Source organism: Marinifilum breve (genome assembly GCF_003202155.1).
Lineage (GTDB): Bacteria > Bacteroidota > Bacteroidia > Bacteroidales > Marinifilaceae > Marinifilum > Marinifilum breve.
The window spans coordinates 336,514-354,256 of sequence record NZ_QFLI01000001.1 but is presented as its reverse complement, the minus strand read 5'-3'; the positions used below and the strand labels follow the sequence as shown (position 1 = coordinate 354,256).

At 35.2% G+C, this 17,743-nt stretch carries 14 protein-coding genes; 6 read left to right on the top strand and 8 right to left on the bottom strand.

What is annotated here, in order from left to right; genetic code table 11:
• Positions 1 to 112: 112 nt before the first annotated feature.
• The 8 genes from DF185_RS01475 to DF185_RS01440 form a co-directional block, all read right to left on the bottom strand.
• Positions 113 to 817: a HesA/MoeB/ThiF family protein gene (locus tag DF185_RS01475; protein ID WP_110358949.1), complete on the bottom strand. Its 705-nt coding sequence runs from the start codon at positions 815 to 817 to the stop codon at positions 113 to 115.
• A gap of 4 nt (positions 818 to 821) precedes the next feature.
• On the bottom strand, positions 822 to 1,934 hold the full coding sequence (thiH, locus tag DF185_RS01470; RefSeq protein WP_110358948.1) for a 2-iminoacetate synthase ThiH: 1,113 nt from the start codon (positions 1,932 to 1,934) through the stop codon (positions 822 to 824).
• A gap of 17 nt (positions 1,935 to 1,951) precedes the next feature.
• Positions 1,952 to 2,728, bottom strand: a complete 777-nt coding sequence (locus tag DF185_RS01465; protein WP_110358947.1) for a thiazole synthase — start codon at positions 2,726 to 2,728, stop codon at positions 1,952 to 1,954.
• Entirely contained in the window at positions 2,721 to 3,329 is a 609-nt protein-coding gene (locus DF185_RS01460) for a thiamine phosphate synthase (protein ID WP_110358946.1), read from the bottom strand. The genes DF185_RS01465 and DF185_RS01460 overlap by 8 nt, the downstream gene beginning before the upstream one ends.
• A 5-nt stretch (positions 3,330 to 3,334) precedes the next feature.
• Positions 3,335 to 3,973: a thiamine phosphate synthase gene (locus DF185_RS01455; protein ID WP_133249928.1), complete on the bottom strand. Its 639-nt coding sequence runs from the start codon at positions 3,971 to 3,973 to the stop codon at positions 3,335 to 3,337.
• The gene (gene thiC, locus DF185_RS01450) at positions 3,942 to 5,744 is read right to left on the bottom strand and encodes a phosphomethylpyrimidine synthase ThiC (RefSeq protein WP_110358944.1); all 1,803 of its coding nucleotides are present in this window, start codon (positions 5,742 to 5,744) and stop codon (positions 3,942 to 3,944) included. Before thiC ends, DF185_RS01455 begins: the two co-directional genes overlap by 32 nt.
• 70 nt (positions 5,745 to 5,814) lie before the next feature.
• Complete coding sequence (gene thiS / locus DF185_RS01445; protein ID WP_110359413.1) at positions 5,815 to 6,018, bottom strand: sulfur carrier protein ThiS; 204 nt, start codon at positions 6,016 to 6,018, stop codon at positions 5,815 to 5,817.
• Positions 6,019 to 6,246: 228 nt separating this feature from the next.
• Positions 6,247 to 6,963, bottom strand: coding sequence for an ion transporter (locus DF185_RS01440; RefSeq protein WP_110358943.1), 717 nt, complete (start codon positions 6,961 to 6,963; stop codon positions 6,247 to 6,249).
• 376 nt (positions 6,964 to 7,339) lie between these two features.
• On the opposite strand from DF185_RS01440, the gene DF185_RS01435 reads away from it, so the two are divergent.
• The 6 genes from DF185_RS01435 to DF185_RS01410 all read left to right on the top strand — a co-directional run bounded on the left by DF185_RS01435 (position 7,340) and on the right by DF185_RS01410 (position 17,707).
• Positions 7,340 to 8,452: a helix-turn-helix domain-containing protein gene (locus tag DF185_RS01435; RefSeq protein WP_110358942.1), complete on the top strand. Its 1,113-nt coding sequence runs from the start codon at positions 7,340 to 7,342 to the stop codon at positions 8,450 to 8,452.
• A gap of 247 nt (positions 8,453 to 8,699) precedes the next feature.
• Entirely contained in the window at positions 8,700 to 9,305 is a 606-nt protein-coding gene (locus tag DF185_RS01430) for a hypothetical protein (protein WP_110358941.1), read from the top strand.
• Positions 9,306 to 9,696: 391 nt separating this feature from the next.
• Positions 9,697 to 11,568 (top strand): 4Fe-4S binding protein, encoded by a 1,872-nt coding sequence (locus DF185_RS01425; RefSeq protein ID WP_110358940.1) that lies wholly within the window; start codon positions 9,697 to 9,699, stop codon positions 11,566 to 11,568.
• A 31-nt stretch (positions 11,569 to 11,599) separates the two neighbouring features.
• Positions 11,600 to 14,599 (top strand): SusC/RagA family TonB-linked outer membrane protein, encoded by a 3,000-nt coding sequence (locus DF185_RS01420; RefSeq protein WP_110358939.1) that lies wholly within the window; start codon positions 11,600 to 11,602, stop codon positions 14,597 to 14,599.
• Between the two features lie 27 nt (positions 14,600 to 14,626).
• Entirely contained in the window at positions 14,627 to 16,057 is a 1,431-nt protein-coding gene (locus tag DF185_RS01415; RefSeq protein WP_110358938.1) for a RagB/SusD family nutrient uptake outer membrane protein, read from the top strand.
• 84 nt (positions 16,058 to 16,141) lie between these two features.
• Positions 16,142 to 17,707, top strand: coding sequence for a hypothetical protein (locus DF185_RS01410; RefSeq protein ID WP_110358937.1), 1,566 nt, complete (start codon positions 16,142 to 16,144; stop codon positions 17,705 to 17,707).
• Positions 17,708 to 17,743: the final 36 nt, after the last annotated feature.

Below are 17,743 nucleotides of genomic sequence, written 5' to 3'. Positions count from 1 at the left end.
ATTTAGCTATACGCAAATATCGACAACTGGTTTAAGTATTTTTAAATAAAATCTAACATGCAATCTTCAAAGGAAGGATTATTGTTTCTCAGAAGATTGCATGTTTCAAACATTAATTTGAAAATTGGATGATGTTAGTGTCGTGAGTTAGTGCATCGTAAACCAATAACTTTCCAGAAAGAATTTCTCCAATTTCCAGAATGATTTTAATTGCCTCGCAGGCTTGCATGCTTCCTATTATCCCTGGCAAAACTCCAATAACACCCAATGGTAAATCAGATTCATTTGGAGTATCGGGGAACAAATCGGAATAGGAGGGGCCATTTTTGTAATTAAACACGGAAATCTGTCCTTCGAATTCTCCAATTGATGCATGTACGAAAGCCTTACTTTGAGCTTTTGTTATTTTATCAATGCATTTTCGGGATTTGAAGTTGTCAGTTGCACCCACAACAATATCATATTGGGAAATGATTTTTGATGCATTATCATCATTTAGCATGAATGGGTAGTATGATATTTTTACATCGGAATTCAATTGATTTAGTGTAGTTTTGGCTTGCTCGGCTTTCGACAATCCAATTTGATCTTCCTTGTAAAGAATTTGTCTTTGAAGGTTTGATAAACTAACGGAATCGGCATCCACAATACCAATATTACCAACACCGGCTGCCACCAGGTATTGAAGTATGGGAGCTCCCAAACCTCCTGCACCCACAACCAATACTTTGGCATTTAGTAATTTCTTTTGACCTTCTTCACCAATTTCTGACAAAATGATGTGTCTGTTGTATCGCTCTTTTTGAATTTCGTTCATCTATCTACAATTGCATAAAGTTATCCCAGTCCTTCCATACTACTTCATACCCTTTGGATTGAATCATTTCTGCAATTTCAGAAGGACTACGATCATCATTGATTGAGAATTGCTCTAATGATTCTTCCTTGTTCGAATACCCACCCGGATTGGTTTTAGAGCCGGCACTAAATGATGTAGCACCCAGTTGTAGCATATTGTCCCTGAACTTTTCGCTTTCACGTGTTGATAATGAAATCTCCACATGATGATTAAACAAACGATATGCAGTGATCAACTGAACCAAATCTTTTTGTGTTGTTTCGTAATTGGGCTGAAATCCACTTGCGTGAGGACGAAGTCTTGGAAAAGAAATAGAATACTTACTTTTCCAATAGGTTCTCTCCAAATATTGAAGGTGAAGGGCTGTGAAGAAAGTATCGACACGCCAATCTTCCAATCCTAGGAGGCAACCCAATCCCACTTTGTGAACTCCTGCCTTACCTAATCTATCAGGGGTTTCCAAACGATATTGATAGTTTGATTTTTTCCCTGAAGGATGATATTTCCTGTAGTTGGATTCGTTATAGGTTTCCTGGTAGATGTAAACCGTGTTCAATCCTTTATGAGTCAATTTCTCGTACTCATCAGTTGACATGGGTTGCGCTTCAAGCGAAATTAAAGAGAATTGATCTTTAATGCTATCCATCATTTCCCCTATGTAATCGCACCCACAGTTTTTCTGATCTTCACCGCTAACAAGCAAGATGTGTTCAAAGCCCAATTTCTTAATTTCTTTGGCTTCTTGCTTAATCTCTTCTGAATTAAGAATTTTGCGATCAAATTTGTTCTTGTGATTGAACCCACAGTATATACATGTGTTGGTGCAGGAATTCGAAATATACAATGGAATGTACATCTGAATACATTTTCCAAATCGCTTTTGTGTAAGCTGCATGCTCTTTTGTGCCATTGTCTCCAAAAAAGCAGAGGCAGCGGGAGAGATGAGTGCCTGAAAATCATTCAAATCTATTTTTTCCTTTTCCAAAGCTTGTTTTACATCTGCTTCGGTTTTGGAATAGATTTGATTTTTTACTTCATCCCAATTGTATTTTTGTATTTCGTTGTAGAAACTCATTTTAAGCACTTAATAGGTTAATCCAAATTTTCAAGGAAAGCAGTTAAAGGACTGCTGGCATTGGCCCCAACTGATTGTTCCGCTAATTTCGCCTCATATGCCATTCTACCAGCTTCCACTGCCATTTTAAACGCTTTAGCCATTTCAACAGGGTTTGGCGAGACGGCAATTGCGGTATTTACAAGCACTGCATCGGCACCAATTTCCATGGCTGCAGCAGCATGCGATGGAGCCCCAATTCCCGCATCAACAACAACGGGAACATTGCTTTGTTCAATGATGATTTTTAGGAAATCGATGGTTTGTAAACCGTTATTAGAACCAATTGGAGAACCTAGTGGCATTACAGCAGCAGTTCCAACTTCTTCCAGTTTCTTACAAAGAACAGGATCAGCTTGTACATAAGGCAAAACATGAAACCCTAGCTTTACCAATTCTTCAGCTGCTTTTAAAGTTTCTTCACCATCAGGAAGTAAGTATTTAGGATCGGGATGAATTTCCAATTTAAGCCAATTGGTTTCTAACGCTTCTCGTGCCAATTGTGCTGCAAATATAGCTTCCTTTGCATTTCGCACACCTGAGGTGTTTGGTAATAAATTAACTCCAGGAATGTTTAGGTGCTGTAACATGTTGTCGTTGGCATCTTCAATGTCAATTCTTTTTAGTGCCATGGTTACCAGTTCCGATCCGGAAGCGGCAATGGCTTGTTTCATGATTTCGTTTGAACTGAACTTTCCGGTTCCTGTGAACAAACGAGATGTGAATATTTTATCTCCTAATTTTAAATTATTCATGAGTTTGGTTGTTTAGTGTTTTTAATAAAGCTCCTGAGATTGCGACTCCGTATAGCCCGGTTTGTTGTAGCATTTCAATTTCATCCAAAAGAATTCCACCTACAGCGATTATTGGTGTATGGATTTTCTTTTCATTCATTTGTCTGATAATTTCTCGGTATCCACCAATCCCAACAATTGGGCTTAAATTCTTTTTGGTGGTAGTGTGCCTGTATGGGCCAAGTCCAACATAGTCTGCACCACGAGATTTTTGCAAAAGGATATCCTCGAATGTATTGGCAGTTCCTCCAATGATGATATCATCACCTAAAATTTGTCTCGCTTCATCAATAGACGTATCATTCAGGCCAAGATGAACAGCATGAGCACCAATTTCCTTTGCGAATTCTATGGAATCGTTAATAATTAAAATGCGATCGAACTGCCTGGCATATTGTAGAGCCAATGTAGCTTCCTTTAATATGTCATTCGAACAACTATCTTTCATTCTGATTTGCACAGCTTCTATGCCTTGCTCAAAAGCCAGGCGCGCTTGATCAGAATGTGACAGTTGTGGATGATCTTGTGTTATGTATTGAATTTTAGGAATTCTTTTCTGCATTCGTTCTAATGGATTAGTGAGTGGATTTTTTTTAAGTTGTTTTCTATCTCATCCTGATTTTTAATTGGATAATCTGTCCAAACGCTACCTAAGATTGCGAAACCATCAAAATCAAAACTCTTGAGTTCCGAGACTCTATCTGCGTTAATCCCGCCAAGGGCATAAATTTTAGACGTTCTTTTTTCATTTAGAAATTCTGAAACCTCTTCCATCTTCAGATTTCCACGATATCCCATCTTGGAGATGCTTGGAAAAATCGGACTCAGATAGACATAGTCATAACTGTCATTTAACTTTCTGATTTCACCTATTGAATGGCAGGAAGTTCCTTTATAGTATTTCCTGAAAAGATGATTGTTTTTCTCTCTATTCGAAGTGGAGAAATGAATTCCTTTCAGGTTGAATCTTTCAAGAATTTCAATTGAATTGGATATCACTATTCTGTCATGTAAGTGATCAGGAATCTCTTTAAGGAAACTCTCAAGCTCATCATTACTTGCATTAGGTTTTCTCAAATGATAGGTAAATTCATATTGATCCAGTAAAGAGGAAACAAGTTCTGTTTCCCCTTTAAAAAAATCAGGATGTGAAATCAAAATCAGCTCCATAGTATTAGCTGTACAGTTCACTACCAGATTGCTCAAACTCTTTGGCTTTTTCTTCAGCCTTTTCTGCCAATTCACGCACTTCCATGGTAGCACGCATCGAACAGAAATTCTCTCCACACATGGAGCAGAAGTGGGTTGATTTGTAGCCTTCATCCGGAAGTGTTTCATCATGGAATTTCATGGCTTTTTCGCTATCCAATGCCAATGAGAACTGATCTCTCCAACGGAATTCAAAACGAGCTTTGCTCATGGCATTGTCGCGGTATTGAGCTCCCGGGAATCCTTTGGCCAAATCTGCTGCGTGGGCTGCCAATTTAAAAGTAATTACCCCTTCTTTAACGTCATCACGATTCGGTAGGCCTAGATGTTCCTTCTGAGTCACGTAGCATAGCATTGCTGTGCCATGCCATGCAATCATTGCACCTCCAATTGCCGAAGTAATGTGATCGTAGCCAGGAGCAATATCGGTAACCAAAGGACCTAAGGTATAGAAAGGAGCTTCGTCGCAATGTGCCAACTGCTCATCCATATTTTCTTTGATCATGTGCATTGGTACATGCCCAGGACCTTCAATGATAACCTGTACAAAGTTTTCACGAGCAATTTTGGTAAGATGTCCCAAAGCTTCCAATTCTCCAAATTGGGCTTTGTCGTTGGCATCGGCCAAACAGCCTGGGCGCAATCCATCACCCAAAGAAACAGCCACATCGTATTTTGCCAGAATCTTACAGATATCCTCAAAATGAGTATATAGGAAATTTTCTTTGTGATGATGTAGAATCCACTTTGCAAGAATCGATCCGCCACGCGATACAATTCCGGTTGTTCTGTGAATGGTCAATGGAATATGTTTCCAAAGTAAACCTGCATGAATGGTAAAGTAATCTACACCTTGCTCGCATTGCTCAATCAAAGTATCTCTGTAAATTTCCCAGCTAAGATCTTCAGCTTTACCATTTACTTTTTCCAATGCCTGGTACAATGGAACAGTTCCTACTGGTACTGGACTGTTTCTTACGATCCATTCCCTGGTTTCATGAATGTTTTCACCAGTAGATAGATCCATAATGGTATCAGCGCCCCAGCGAAAAGCCCAAACTGCTTTTTCTACTTCTTCTTCAATACTCGAAGTAGTAGGAGAGTTTCCAATGTTTCCATTGATTTTCACCAAAAAATTTCTGCCAATAATCATTGGTTCAGCTTCTGGATGGTTAATGTTTGCAGGAAGAATGGCGCGTCCTTTGGCAATCTCATCACGTACGAATTCGGGAGTAATATGGGTTTCAGGAATCTGAGCACCCATCGGACAACCTTTGTGCTGAGTGTATTTTTCTTTGATCTCATCAATACGCTGGTTTTCACGAATGGCCACATATTCCATTTCTGGTGTGATGATTCCCTTCCTGGCATAGTAGTACTGCGAAACATACTTGCCTTCCTTTGCTTTTAAAGGCTTGGTGCTTACATGATCGAAACGCAGATGATCCAGGTTCTCGTCAGCCAAACGCATGCGTCCGTAATCAGAGGACAAGCCTTCTAATTCTTCCACATCATTGCGATCCAATACCCATTGTTTACGAAGTTTTGGCAATCCTTTTTCAAGATCCACCTCAATTTTGTTATCAGTATAGGGACCTGAAGTATCATATACCGTAACCGGATGGTTCTTGATTACATTTCCGTTTTTATCAGTGGTATCCGCCAATTCAATTTCGCGCATTGCCACTTCTATGTTGTGGATTTTACCTTTTACATAGATCTTTTTGGAGTTTGGAAATTCTCCCTGTGTAATGTTTGTTGTTTTCAATTTTATTGAATTTTAATGTTCTTAAACTGAAAACAAGAGATGTACAAAATGGATTTTATCTGCTAAATAATCATCCTCCTTTTGTAGCCGAAACAATTAAAACTTTGTCGTTTTCCTGAAGTTGGTGAGATTCCCAATCCTGTTTTTTAATTACACAATTGTTTACTGCTACTGCAATACCTTTTTGATCCACGTATTCAGTCACCGATAAAAGTGTAAACAACGAAGCGCAATCATCCAAAGCAATTGGATTACCATTACAAAAAATGTTCATTTCAAAAAAGATTACAGGAGTAGAAACAGGAGATACATACATCCCTTGGCAGCATTACTTGCCCAGGTTCATAGGGTATAATCTCAGCCGTTACAGGCACCCCTTGTTAATAATGATGACAAACTTAAATGAAATATTTTAAAATTCAATCGAAATCGATTTAAATATTAATGCTGAATTTCTCAATCGGACTGTAATGATCACATAAAGAGTAATCTAATGGTGCTATTATTTTCTTTCCTTTTCTTCAATTTCTCTTGCTTTAGATAAGGATGTAGCTACCAAACCAGCGGGAACTGTAACAACACCTACGCCAATTAGCAATACAAAAAATGTAAAAATCTTACCTCCTACAGTTATTGGATAAACATCGCCATAGCCAACGGTTGTTAGTGTAACAATTGCCCACCACAAACTATGAAATACTGAAGCGAATACTTTAGGTTGAGCCTCGTTTTCGAAAAAGTATATGCCAGCTGCAGATAAGAATATTAAGATACCAGTGACGATAAAGAACAGAATGATTTCTTCTTTCACAATTTTAGCCGCAATATGAAATCGGTGTAATGCCCTGTTGTAACGTATCAACTTTAATGTTCTGAATACTCTAAAGATTCTGAATGCACGAATTGCTCTAAAATCCAAAGTTCCTCTGAGATAAAAAGGTAGTATAGCCAAAAGGTCAATGATCCCATAGAAACTGAAAATGTATGATAGTGGTCTTTTTGAAACCAAGATTCTAAGGATGTATTCAGCTGAGAATATAATGATGCAAAAGATCTCAAAATATTCCAGAAACTTTATTACATGGGAAGAATTATTAGGCAATGTTTCTACTGAGAATGAAATCAGTGAAAGCATAATTAGGGTTTGAATAAAATAGTCGAATATTTTTCCATTTTTCGTTGTATTGTCCTCAACGATACTTCTTATAATTTCCTTCATTACTGGTAGATGTGTTAAAAATTTCTTAAAAATAATTTAAAGTTATTCTAATTTATTAGAAATCACTCTAATGATTATTTATGCAATTATTGTAAAAAAGGATCAGAAATAAAACTTGTAATACCAAAAGTGTGATTGAAATATAATTGCATATACAACTTATAGAGACAAGTATACAAGCTTTTTGTAGTTAAATTTATTTGTTGTTCGAATAAATATTAGCATTTCACCAAAAAATAAAATTATGTTTTTATGAAGGTGATGTTTGGTATCTTCTATATCCATTAATTTGTATTATAAATTGTTGGAATGCTTAAAAATAATTAAAATTGCTATCCAATTAAGCAAGAGCAGTAACAAGAGAAGTTGGTAGTGTATGGATTATTTGTTTGTAATTTGTTTGGCCATATTGGGATTTTTCATGATTTCAATCTTGTCGCGTAAGGCAAATAATTTATCTGATAAGATTTTCACATTTTGGCTTTTTCTTGTAGCTATTGCTGAGCTTACTTTCTTTTTATCTTCTCAGAATTTATTTCACGATTTTCATTGGGTTTACGAGTTTGCTTGTGCCAGTCATGTTATGCATGGTACAATGTTCTACTTTTATATATTAAGTCTTGTTGATCCAAACTTTAACTTTAGCAAAAAACACTTATTACACTTTATCCCTTTTGCTGTGTATATGGGATACAAAACAACAACCAAATCCTTAGGCTTGGTAGATTGTCTTGGTGAAGGAGGTTGTTCGCATTCTGATAATATCTATGCCATTATTTCAGTTTATATGAAATTCTTGATCATTTTGGCTTATGTAGTTATTGGATACCTGATGATTATAAAGGTGCAGAAAAACAAATCCTTTGCTAAAGGGAATCCATATCGATTAAAATGGATCAGTAGTATTGGAAACGGTGTAATGGTATTACTTGCGGTGGTTTTTCTAATAAAGTTACTCGGCATTTTTGGTGTTCATTTTGTAATCGACCAGGTAATGCTGATTAATATTATCGTATCGGTATTTGTAATCTCATTTGTTTATATCTATAGTAAATATGCCTACATATTTGCACATCCAATGAGTGTAAACCTGGCTCTTCCTGTTGAAAAGGATACTACATCAGTTAACATTTTAGAAGAAGAGAATCCTTACGATGAGCAGTTTCAGAAAATTTGTGATTTTATAGAAACAAAAGAGGTATATAAAGATGGTGATTTAACGCTACGAAAATTGTCCGAAATGATTGACTTGCCTGAGCATATTATTTCACAAGCAATTAATCGTAGCGCAAATCGATCTTATTCCGATTTTATCAATTCTTATCGTATCAACTATTTCATAAAGCTGATAGATCAAAAAGCACACGAAGATAAAACACTTCTTTATCTGGCTTTCGATTGTGGATTCAATTCCAAATCTTCATTCAATCGTGTTTTCAAGCAATTCCATGAAATTACTCCTACGGAGTATATAAAATCAAAATCCTAAAAAATGTCCTATTTATAGGGAATCCACTTAGTCGTTTAAATTACAACTGTTGAGTATTTAAGTAGTATTATTTCGTGAAATGATACATGTTTAATAAAGCAGGTAATAAAAAAGCTGAGGTTTTCTATTAATGATTATGTTATTTTAAATTAATAAAGTTTAAGACTCTTTTTCGTCAGTGCGGATGTAATAATGAAAAGAAGTCTACTAACTACATTAATAATTCAATAACAAAAACATTAAAATTATGAGGATTTTATTTTCATTCCTATTGTTAGGCATTTCATTGGTGTCAATTGCTCAGTCAAGAGAAATTCCACAACCTTATAAAGATTACGATTATCTATCTCATAAATATGAACATTTGGATGAGAATTTTAAGATTCATATAGAATCTGTAAAATTTGATTCTATCATGACAAAATATCAATATGCACCTCAAAGAGTAGACTCATGGAGGGATTCATTAAGCGTAGTACTAATGGGTGAATTTGGAAATTGGGATCAGCAACGAATTGCTTGCAATCGAATTTCTTATTCAAATTTAAAAACAAGCTATTACTTGTGGATTACTCCAGAAGAAGTTAAACAAATGGCAGAGAAACGAGGATTTAAACATCCTTATAGGTTTTATGAATATTTCAGATATCATGAAAATAAGTGGGACAATGGGATGAAAAGTTTTATGGAAAAGCTTAGAAAAAAAGTAGCTAGTGTTTCAGAAAGAAAGGATGTTTTAGAAATGGATAATAGGAGTTTTTTGCGTGAAGCTTTAAAATTATCACCTCAACGAGTTAAGGATTTTTTAGAGCTGAGAGAAAAGCGCATGAAGAGTCGTGTAAGGAGATGGTAAAAATTGAATTCAAAATATAAAAGCCTGCATCATTAAATGCAGGCTTTTTTAAAATACCAAAATCATGCGATTGTATACTCGAATACATTCTAACAATTTTGCAGGCAGAAAATTAATTGAGTGAGGGATTCATGTTGAAAAAAGAGAGCTGGGAGATGGGTGTCAAAAGAGAAAAAAGTATTGAGTTGTGTAGATTGATTCAAAACAGTAGGATGTCATACATATTTTAGAGTCAATCCACTTAAAATCATAAGCTACAGGAAAAGAGTCTTGTAAAAGTGTCAAAATGCAAAATGATACGGTATCAAAAGTCTCATATTCCAAAATGCAGCGTGTAAGATTGCATCATTTCCCACTTTTCGGTTGAAATCAAAAATCAATCTAAAATCTTATGAGTAAAAAACGAGTTAGCCTATTCAGAAATATTTTACAGTTTTCTGTTCTTTCTCTGATTATCCTATTCTTTATTGGAAATCAAGTAGGCTTAAGTGTAGTCGATTTTGAGACTTATTGTCCGATGGGGGGAATCCAAGCCATTCTTACTTTAATGAAAGATGGTCTTATTGCTTGTAACATGACCGTAACACAAATGGTACTTGGAGCAATATTTATATTCTGCATATTAGTTCTTGGAAAATTGTTCTGTAGTCACCTATGTCCATTAGGTACAGTTTCAGAAGCCATTGGAAAAGTAGCTGATAAATTTAAAATCAGAAGAGATATTAATGGTGTTACCGATAAAGTATTAAGAAGTTTAAAATACATTCTTTTATTTTTCACACTTACAATTACTCTTGAAACCGGAGAGTTATTCTGCAAAACATACGATCCATTCTATGGTAGTGTTACCATGTTTGGACACAGAGTAAACTTTTTGTTTGCAACAATCTCTATTTCTGTATTTGTTCTAGGTTCAATTATTTTCAGATTGTTCTGGTGTAAATACTTATGTCCGCTTGGAGCAATTTCTAACATTTTCAAGTATTGGATTGGTGTTGGAGTTGTTGTCGCAGTATTGTCTTCAATGTACTTTTTCGAAGTAGGTGTTGATATCAGCATTATTGTTGGAATTATCTGCTTGGTAGGATACGCTTTGGAGATTCTTAAAATTGATACAAAACAACAATCTGTTTTAAAAATTACTCGTCACACACATACTTGTGTCGATTGTGGTTTGTGTTCAAGAACCTGTCCGCAAGGTATTGATGTTGCCGATCTTGAAATGGTAAAACATCCTGATTGTAACCTATGTGGTGATTGTGTTGCTGCATGTCCGAAAGATGGTGCACTTACGTTAAACGAAAAGATGAACGTGAAATGGTTGCCTTCAGTATTGGTGGTGGTATTGTTCGTCTCTGGATTGCTAATTGCAAGTCAATATAACTTGCCAACTGTTTCTAAAGCTTGGGGAAGCAACGAAGAAATGGCGAAGTCGAAAGAGTTTACTATTAATCATATGAGTCATTTGACTTGCTTTAGTAGTTCTATGGGATTTGTGCGTCAGATGAGTGAAGTGGATGGTGTTTTGGCCGTGAATACTTACATCAGTGATCACAAAGCAGAAATTACATATGATACAACAAAAATTGATGAGCTGAGCATTAGAAAAATGCTTTACACAAGATCAAAACAATTTGTGAAAGCTCCACAATTAGATCAGCCGTTGACAGTTCACAAACTTCGTGTTGCTAAATATCTTACAGAGGCTGATTTGAAGATCATGGCTGAGGCTCTTAAAGATGAAGATGTTTACCAGTTGGAGACTCAATTTGATACTGAGATTAGATTATTGGCATTCTGTGATGCAAATATGAGCGAATCAAAAATTGAAAACTTAATCACAACAATCAAACACAGAAGAAGCTATCCATTCGAAGTTAAGGATGTTGTTAAATCAAATGTGCCAATTAGTGGTATTGGTTTAATGAAAAGAGCTTTCAAGAAACACAAAGCAACATTTAACAACTTTAAGTCTTATCCAAGAGAAAAGTTAAGATCGGTAATGCTTGTGTTGGAAGATTTCCCTAAAAACGAGAACAAGTTTAAGGAATTATCTAATCACGTTGCTAAAAGATATAAAGGAGTAGTTGGAATTCATGCAGATTATGAAGCACAACCAACTGTTCGCTTCTTCTACATTCAGGATATGGTAGAACCACAAGATATTATCAACTGGATGAGTCAACCTGAAATGACTTTGGTTTATACCAACGGAGATACAGAGCAGGTAACTAATCCTTACAAATTTAAACTTACAAACTAACCCACACTAAAATCATATAAATAACAAGTCTATGGTAAGAATTTATTTAATAGCACTTCTTGTTTTGCTTCAGTTCCAGCTTTTTGCGCAGGGGCTGATGGTGACAGGGACGGTAACCGATGCAAGTGATAAACTTGGCATACCTGGTGTTACAGTGCTTGAAAAAGGAACCGCCAATGGAGTAACAACAGACTTCGATGGAAAATTCAATTTGAAAGTAAGCAAAGCTAATGCTGAATTAATGTTTTCGTTTATTGGATATGAAACTCAGTTTATTCCTGTAAATGGACAGAAAGTGATTAATGTAAAACTAAAATCAGCTGACCAAAAGTTGAACGAGGTTGTTGTACTTGGTTACGGTAGCGTGAAATCACGAGAAGCAGTTGTTGGTTCGGTAGAGCAAGTTAAATCTGATGAGTTATTAAAACACTCTAATGCACAAAGTGTTGACCAAATGTTGGAAGGACAGGTTGCTGGTGTGTATTTGGAATCTGATGATGGAAATCCAAATAGCCCGGTAAGAGTACGTATACGTGGTAACAACTCTTTGCCTGATTTGGGATCAAACATTACAGCATCAAGTGAACCATTGTATATTTTGGATGGAGTGCCCTTATTAGATGCGTTAAATCCAAATATTGATGATCCTAGTGGATCTTCTGCTAATGAACAAATTAAAATCAACCCATTGGCATTGATTAATCCTGAGGATATTGAATCCGTATCCATTTTGAAAGATGCTTCGGCAGCTGCTATTTATGGAGCTAATGCAGCAAATGGTGTTGTAATTATTACTACAAAAAAAGGAGTGAAGGGAAAAACGAGAGTTTCATTATCACATAAAACTTTACTAAGCAGTCCTATTAATAAAATTAAATATTTAAATACAGATCAGTACGTTGAATTAGCATCTGAGTGGTATCGTAATTCAACAGATTATTCTGAAGAAAGAATTGCAGAAGAAATTGGTAGTACTGATATTTACACCAATTGGAAAGACTTAACTCTTCAAAATTCCATTTCGCATCAAACGAACTTGAGTATTTCCGGTGGATCCGATAAGGTAACTTATCGTCTTTCTTTGGGTTACAAAGACAATGAGACTACAACTAAAGGAAATGATTCGGAGAGTATAACCTCTCGTTTAAGTATAGATGCTGAATTAGCAAAGGGTATTCGTTTATCATATGCCGGAGGTATAACTACTTTTAAGTCGGATAAATATGCAGCTTTTGCTACTTATGCATTTAAACCAAACATTCCAGTTTATGATGAGAATGGTGATTATACAATGGTTGAATTCTATGCTAATCCACTAGCTGATTTAGATCAAAATATTAATGAATCTGATAAATTCTACACTAACAATAGTTTGAAGCTTAATATTAATTTATCTAAAAACTTAAGGTCAGAAAGTATGTTTGGTTTGGATTATACCAACACGAAGCAGTTTACTTTCTATTCTAAGGAAAATGGTAGAGGAGAAGATGATGGTGGTAGAATTAAAGAGACCAGAAAAGAAAATAACAACTGGGTTACATATACTCAATTGGTATACAATGGGGAGTATAAGAATCACTCCTTTAGTACCACAGCAGGTATTCAGTTAAAGCATGAGGAAAGATCAAGTACTACAGCTTACGAAACCAATTTACTTACAGAGAAAATCAAAGTATTAGGACTAGCACCAGAAGATGAATATAGTAAAGTAAGAGCGACTGAAGGTGAGGATGCTACGAGATCATATTATGGAAGATTTAATTATGATTTTAAGAAGAGATACTTCCTTTCTATTAATTATCGATCTGATGCTTCTTCATACTTTGGTGGTGATCAACAAGTGGAAAACTTTGCTTCAATAGGAGGATCATGGACTATCTCCAAAGAAAACTTTTGGAAGGAGAATGATGTTGTTAACTTCTTAAAGTTAAAAGCATCGTATGGTAAGTTAGGAAATGCTAAGGTTGGATCATTTTCAGCACGAGGATTATATAGCTATGGTATTAGTTCAAGTTATAATGGAAAAATTATAGCAAGTCCGTATGCTGCAGCAAACGAAGATTTGGGATGGCAGACTTCTTGGAAGTTTAATGTAGGTTTAACTGCTAAAATTCTAAAAAAATTAAAATTTGAGGCTGAATATTATAACAACAAAACCAAAGATGGGATATTATCATTAAATGTATCACCAGAAACGGGTTGGAATAATATTTCCGTAAATACTGCTGATTTTACTAACTCTGGTTTTGAATTTACATTAAAAGCAAACAATATTAAATTAGGTCCATTAAAATGGACATCGAATTTCAATATTGGATTTAATGAGAATAAGCTAGATAAATTATCTGCTTACGCTGATCAATTTACTTCAGGAAATGCTGCACTTATAGTTGGGGAATCTACTTCATTAATAATGGGTAACCAGTATGCCGGAGTAAATCCAGATAATGGAAATCCTATGTGGTATACAAAAGAGGGAGTGATTACAGAAGAATATAGCCTTTTAAGTAATAATAGTAATTCGCAAAAAACCATTATAGGTAAAAGTGATCCTGATTTTTCTGGTGGATTCTCTAATAGTTTTGGATATAAAGGTTTCAATCTAAACTTTATGATTTCATATGAGTACGGGGCAAATAAAATGATGCCATATCCTGCTCGCGATATGGAAAAAGTGAAAAGCTTGGACATTTATAATAAAAGTGTAAATCTCTTGGATAGATGGCAGAATCCAGGTGATATTACTGATATCCCAAGGTTGGCCTATGATGTTTCACACAATCCAAATAGTTCACGTTATCTATTTGATCAAACGAATATTGCGTTAAAGTCTATTTCTCTTAATTACAATTTTCCAAGAACCCTTTGTGAAAGGGTAAAATTGGCAAATGCTTCAGTAGGAGTAAATGTTTCAAATGTTTATACATGGTATAAAGATGATAGCAAATCAGGTAGAAATGGTTTGGCAGAATATCGCTATCCATTCCCACAATCCAGAACATTTGCATTTCAGTTAAAACTTGGAATTTAATTAGTGATCTAAATAATAAGATACAAAATGAAAAATATCATATACATAGGAATATTGGTTTTGGGATTGTCTTCGTGTTCTGATTTTCTGGATATTGAAGATGAAACCAAAATATCCAACGATAAGTTGTTCTCAACTTTGAATGGAGTAGATGAGGCACTTAATGGAACATATTATGAGTTAGGAAACGCAAGTTATTATGGAAAAGATATGATTATTACTCCTGAAATTAAAGGAGGAAACCTTAAGGTGAATAATATTTCTTTTGCGAATTCAAAATCATATAATTATCTCCCATCATTTGAGTTTACACATACTGTAAAAGGTGAGAGTGATTACATGAGTGATTTTTATAAGCATTTGTATAGAGTAATTAGCTATGCGAATAATGTAATCGAAAACATTGAAAGTGCTGAAGATGCTACTGAGATAGAAAAAGCACAAGCTGAGGCCGAAGCAAAAGCTATCAGAGCAATGGTACATTTTGATTTAACTCGTTTTTATGCACAACCTTATTCATACACTTCAAATGCACAGCACCTAGGCGTTGCTTATATGCATAGAAATATAAGATATGATGAATTGGTTGCTCGTGATTTGCTATTTGATAATTATGAGAATATTATTGCAGATTTAGTTTATGCTGAGGAAAATTTAGGCACCGCAATTGGTGTTGAAGGAGCAAGCTATACTAAAGCATATATGTCTAAACTTGCAGTACAAGCTTTATTAGCAAGGGTGTACTTGTACAAAAGAGATTGGGAGAGAGCAAGACTATATGCAACAAAAGTAATTGAAGATGGAGAGGTTTCTTTACTTTCTACAGCAGAGTTTGTAGAATCATTTACAAAGCAAAATCCAACTCGCGAAGATATATTTATTGTAGATAATAGTGGTAGAAAAATAGGTGCTCCACTTTCAGATATTATTGGAATCTCTGAAGCCCGTACTTCCTTATTCTTACTTCCGTCAAATGATATTATTGATTTATATGATGAAGGAGATGTGCGAGGTGATTTGTTTGATGTTCAAATGGAAGCTCAGTTAACTAAAAAATGGATTGAGTTTGCTGATCAAGACAATCACATTTCTGTTCTTCGTTTAGCTGAAATGTTCCTAATTCGTGCTGAGGCTTCTTTAAATTTACCAGTTAGAGATGAGGTTCAAGCACGTGCCGATTTGAATGTGATTCGCAAACGTGCCAACCCTAATGCTGAAAATCTACAATTATCTGGATTCGCTTTGGATGAAGAACTTTTTAACGAGAGAAGAAGAGAATTGGCCTTCGAGGGGCATCTATTTTTTGATATTGCTAGAATGGGAAGAAATTTGCGCCGTGTAGATTGTAATGCACGTGAGAATATAAATATTGACTATCCAAATAATTTGTTTGTTCTACCTATTCCTGAGGATGCGATTGAATTCAATGATCGGATGGAGCAAAATCCAGGATACTAAACATTGAGAGATAAATAATTTTAATAAAGGATCTTTCCGATTCCCCTGGGAAGATCCAACCATAACCAAAAATCTATTAACAAGATGAAGAAAAATTTTTTAAACCTATTATGGCTAATGGTTGCTGCAATCTTAGTTGCAAGTTGTAGTAGTGATGATGATCCTGTAATTCCTAAATTATCAATTACAGCTGAAGTTGCAGAAATTTCAGAAACCGCGACTTCCGCATTAATTGTAAAAGTAAATGCGGATGCTCCGACTGAAGTTGCGTATTCTGTTGGTGTTAAATTAACAGGTTCTGCTGTTGAAGGAGTTAATTTTCAGGAAATAGCTAGAACCGTAACAATCGGAGCGAATAAAACTTCAGCAAATATTTTTGTAACTCCGATTAATGTTACTGCTATTGAAGCAAATAAAAATTTAATTATTGAATTGCAGCCAGGAACGGCTTACGATTTAGATACACCTTCTGATGTAAACATTACAATTGTGGATAATGCAAATCCTCCATCTGATGCTCCGGAGGTTTCGTTCTCTACTTCTAATATTATTACCAATCCATACATGGAAGAAGTAAAAACCATTACTGTTGGCCTAAGCAAAACATTTGCTACTGATCTTGTGATTCCATTGACTATTGATGGTGATTTAGTTGAAGATACTGATTTTGAAATTGCAGGTTTGATCAACAATGAAATTACCATTCCTGCTGGAACTTATGGGGCAGATTTTACAGTAACAATGAAATATACAGGTAATGTAGGTATGGATAAAACAGCAACTTTTGGTTTCGCTATTCCATCGGTAACTGATTACGCTGTAAAAGCAACTGAAAATTCGGTTTCATTAAACGCAGTTGATCCACAGGTTGATTTCTCTGCATGGTTCAATACAACTAATAAGTACAATTATTATTTCGCTGGAGGAAGTGCGAATCCAGATCCACGTAATAGTAATATTGAAGGTTATAGAGTAAGATCTTATTACTTTAATACTACCGATAATGATTATGCTTCAATGTCATCAAGTAATTATTTCGCCAAGAATGAGAATGATGAGAATCAATGGAAGGAAGTTATCAATACTTATAAAAAAGAAATAGGTTATAGTCGAGTAAATATTGCTGAACAGGAAAGATATGAAATTCAAAATGGCGGGGATTTATTCGCACTTAGAAAGTTTTTCCCAAGATTAGCTAAATATGGACAGCAATTAATTACAACCGAAAAGGGTTGGGTGCGATTTGTAACTGTAGATGCTGATGCAACTCAGGGGACTGCGATTATTCCAGAACAGACTATTACTTTGTATAATCTTCAGGATGGTTTGGAAATGACAAGTTGGACAGAATCAATCGAAAAAGATGTTGAGGGTGTTACTGAGAAATATTCTTTCTGGTATGAAGATTCAAGAAATACACAAGGTGATCTTTCACAGTCGGCATATGTAACTCCAGCTGAGGTTCAAATTCATAAATCTGTTGGAACATATAATCTAACAACTGGCGAAGTGTTTGTTGATTTAAAATTTACTTGTACTGATCCTAGTTTTACAAAGGATGATACCAATGAAAAGTATATTCTAAAACAAGAAGGTGATACTTATACTATTCAGTTAAGATTCAATTATTATAAAGAGCATACTAACTAGACAAAGTACTAAAGTGATCGGCTGATGCCGATCACT

Coding starts and splice junctions, on each gene's coding strand:
- DF185_RS01475 (WP_110358949.1), bottom strand. CDS start 817: ATGAACGAAATTCAAAAAGAGCGATACAACAGACACATCATTTTGTCA.
- DF185_RS01435 (WP_110358942.1), top strand. CDS start 7,340: ATGGATTATTTGTTTGTAATTTGTTTGGCCATATTGGGATTTTTCATG.
- DF185_RS01420 (WP_110358939.1), top strand. CDS start 11,600: ATGGTAAGAATTTATTTAATAGCACTTCTTGTTTTGCTTCAGTTCCAG.
- DF185_RS01430 (WP_110358941.1), top strand. CDS start 8,700: ATGAGGATTTTATTTTCATTCCTATTGTTAGGCATTTCATTGGTGTCA.
- thiS (WP_110359413.1), bottom strand. CDS start 6,018: ATGAACATTTTTTGTAATGGTAATCCAATTGCTTTGGATGATTGCGCT.
- thiH (WP_110358948.1), bottom strand. CDS start 1,934: ATGAGTTTCTACAACGAAATACAAAAATACAATTGGGATGAAGTAAAA.
- DF185_RS01460 (WP_110358946.1), bottom strand. CDS start 3,329: ATGCAGAAAAGAATTCCTAAAATTCAATACATAACACAAGATCATCCA.
- DF185_RS01415 (WP_110358938.1), top strand. CDS start 14,627: ATGAAAAATATCATATACATAGGAATATTGGTTTTGGGATTGTCTTCG.
- DF185_RS01440 (WP_110358943.1), bottom strand. CDS start 6,963: ATGAAGGAAATTATAAGAAGTATCGTTGAGGACAATACAACGAAAAAT.
- DF185_RS01425 (WP_110358940.1), top strand. CDS start 9,697: ATGAGTAAAAAACGAGTTAGCCTATTCAGAAATATTTTACAGTTTTCT.
- DF185_RS01410 (WP_110358937.1), top strand. CDS start 16,142: ATGAAGAAAAATTTTTTAAACCTATTATGGCTAATGGTTGCTGCAATC.
- DF185_RS01465 (WP_110358947.1), bottom strand. CDS start 2,728: ATGAATAATTTAAAATTAGGAGATAAAATATTCACATCTCGTTTGTTC.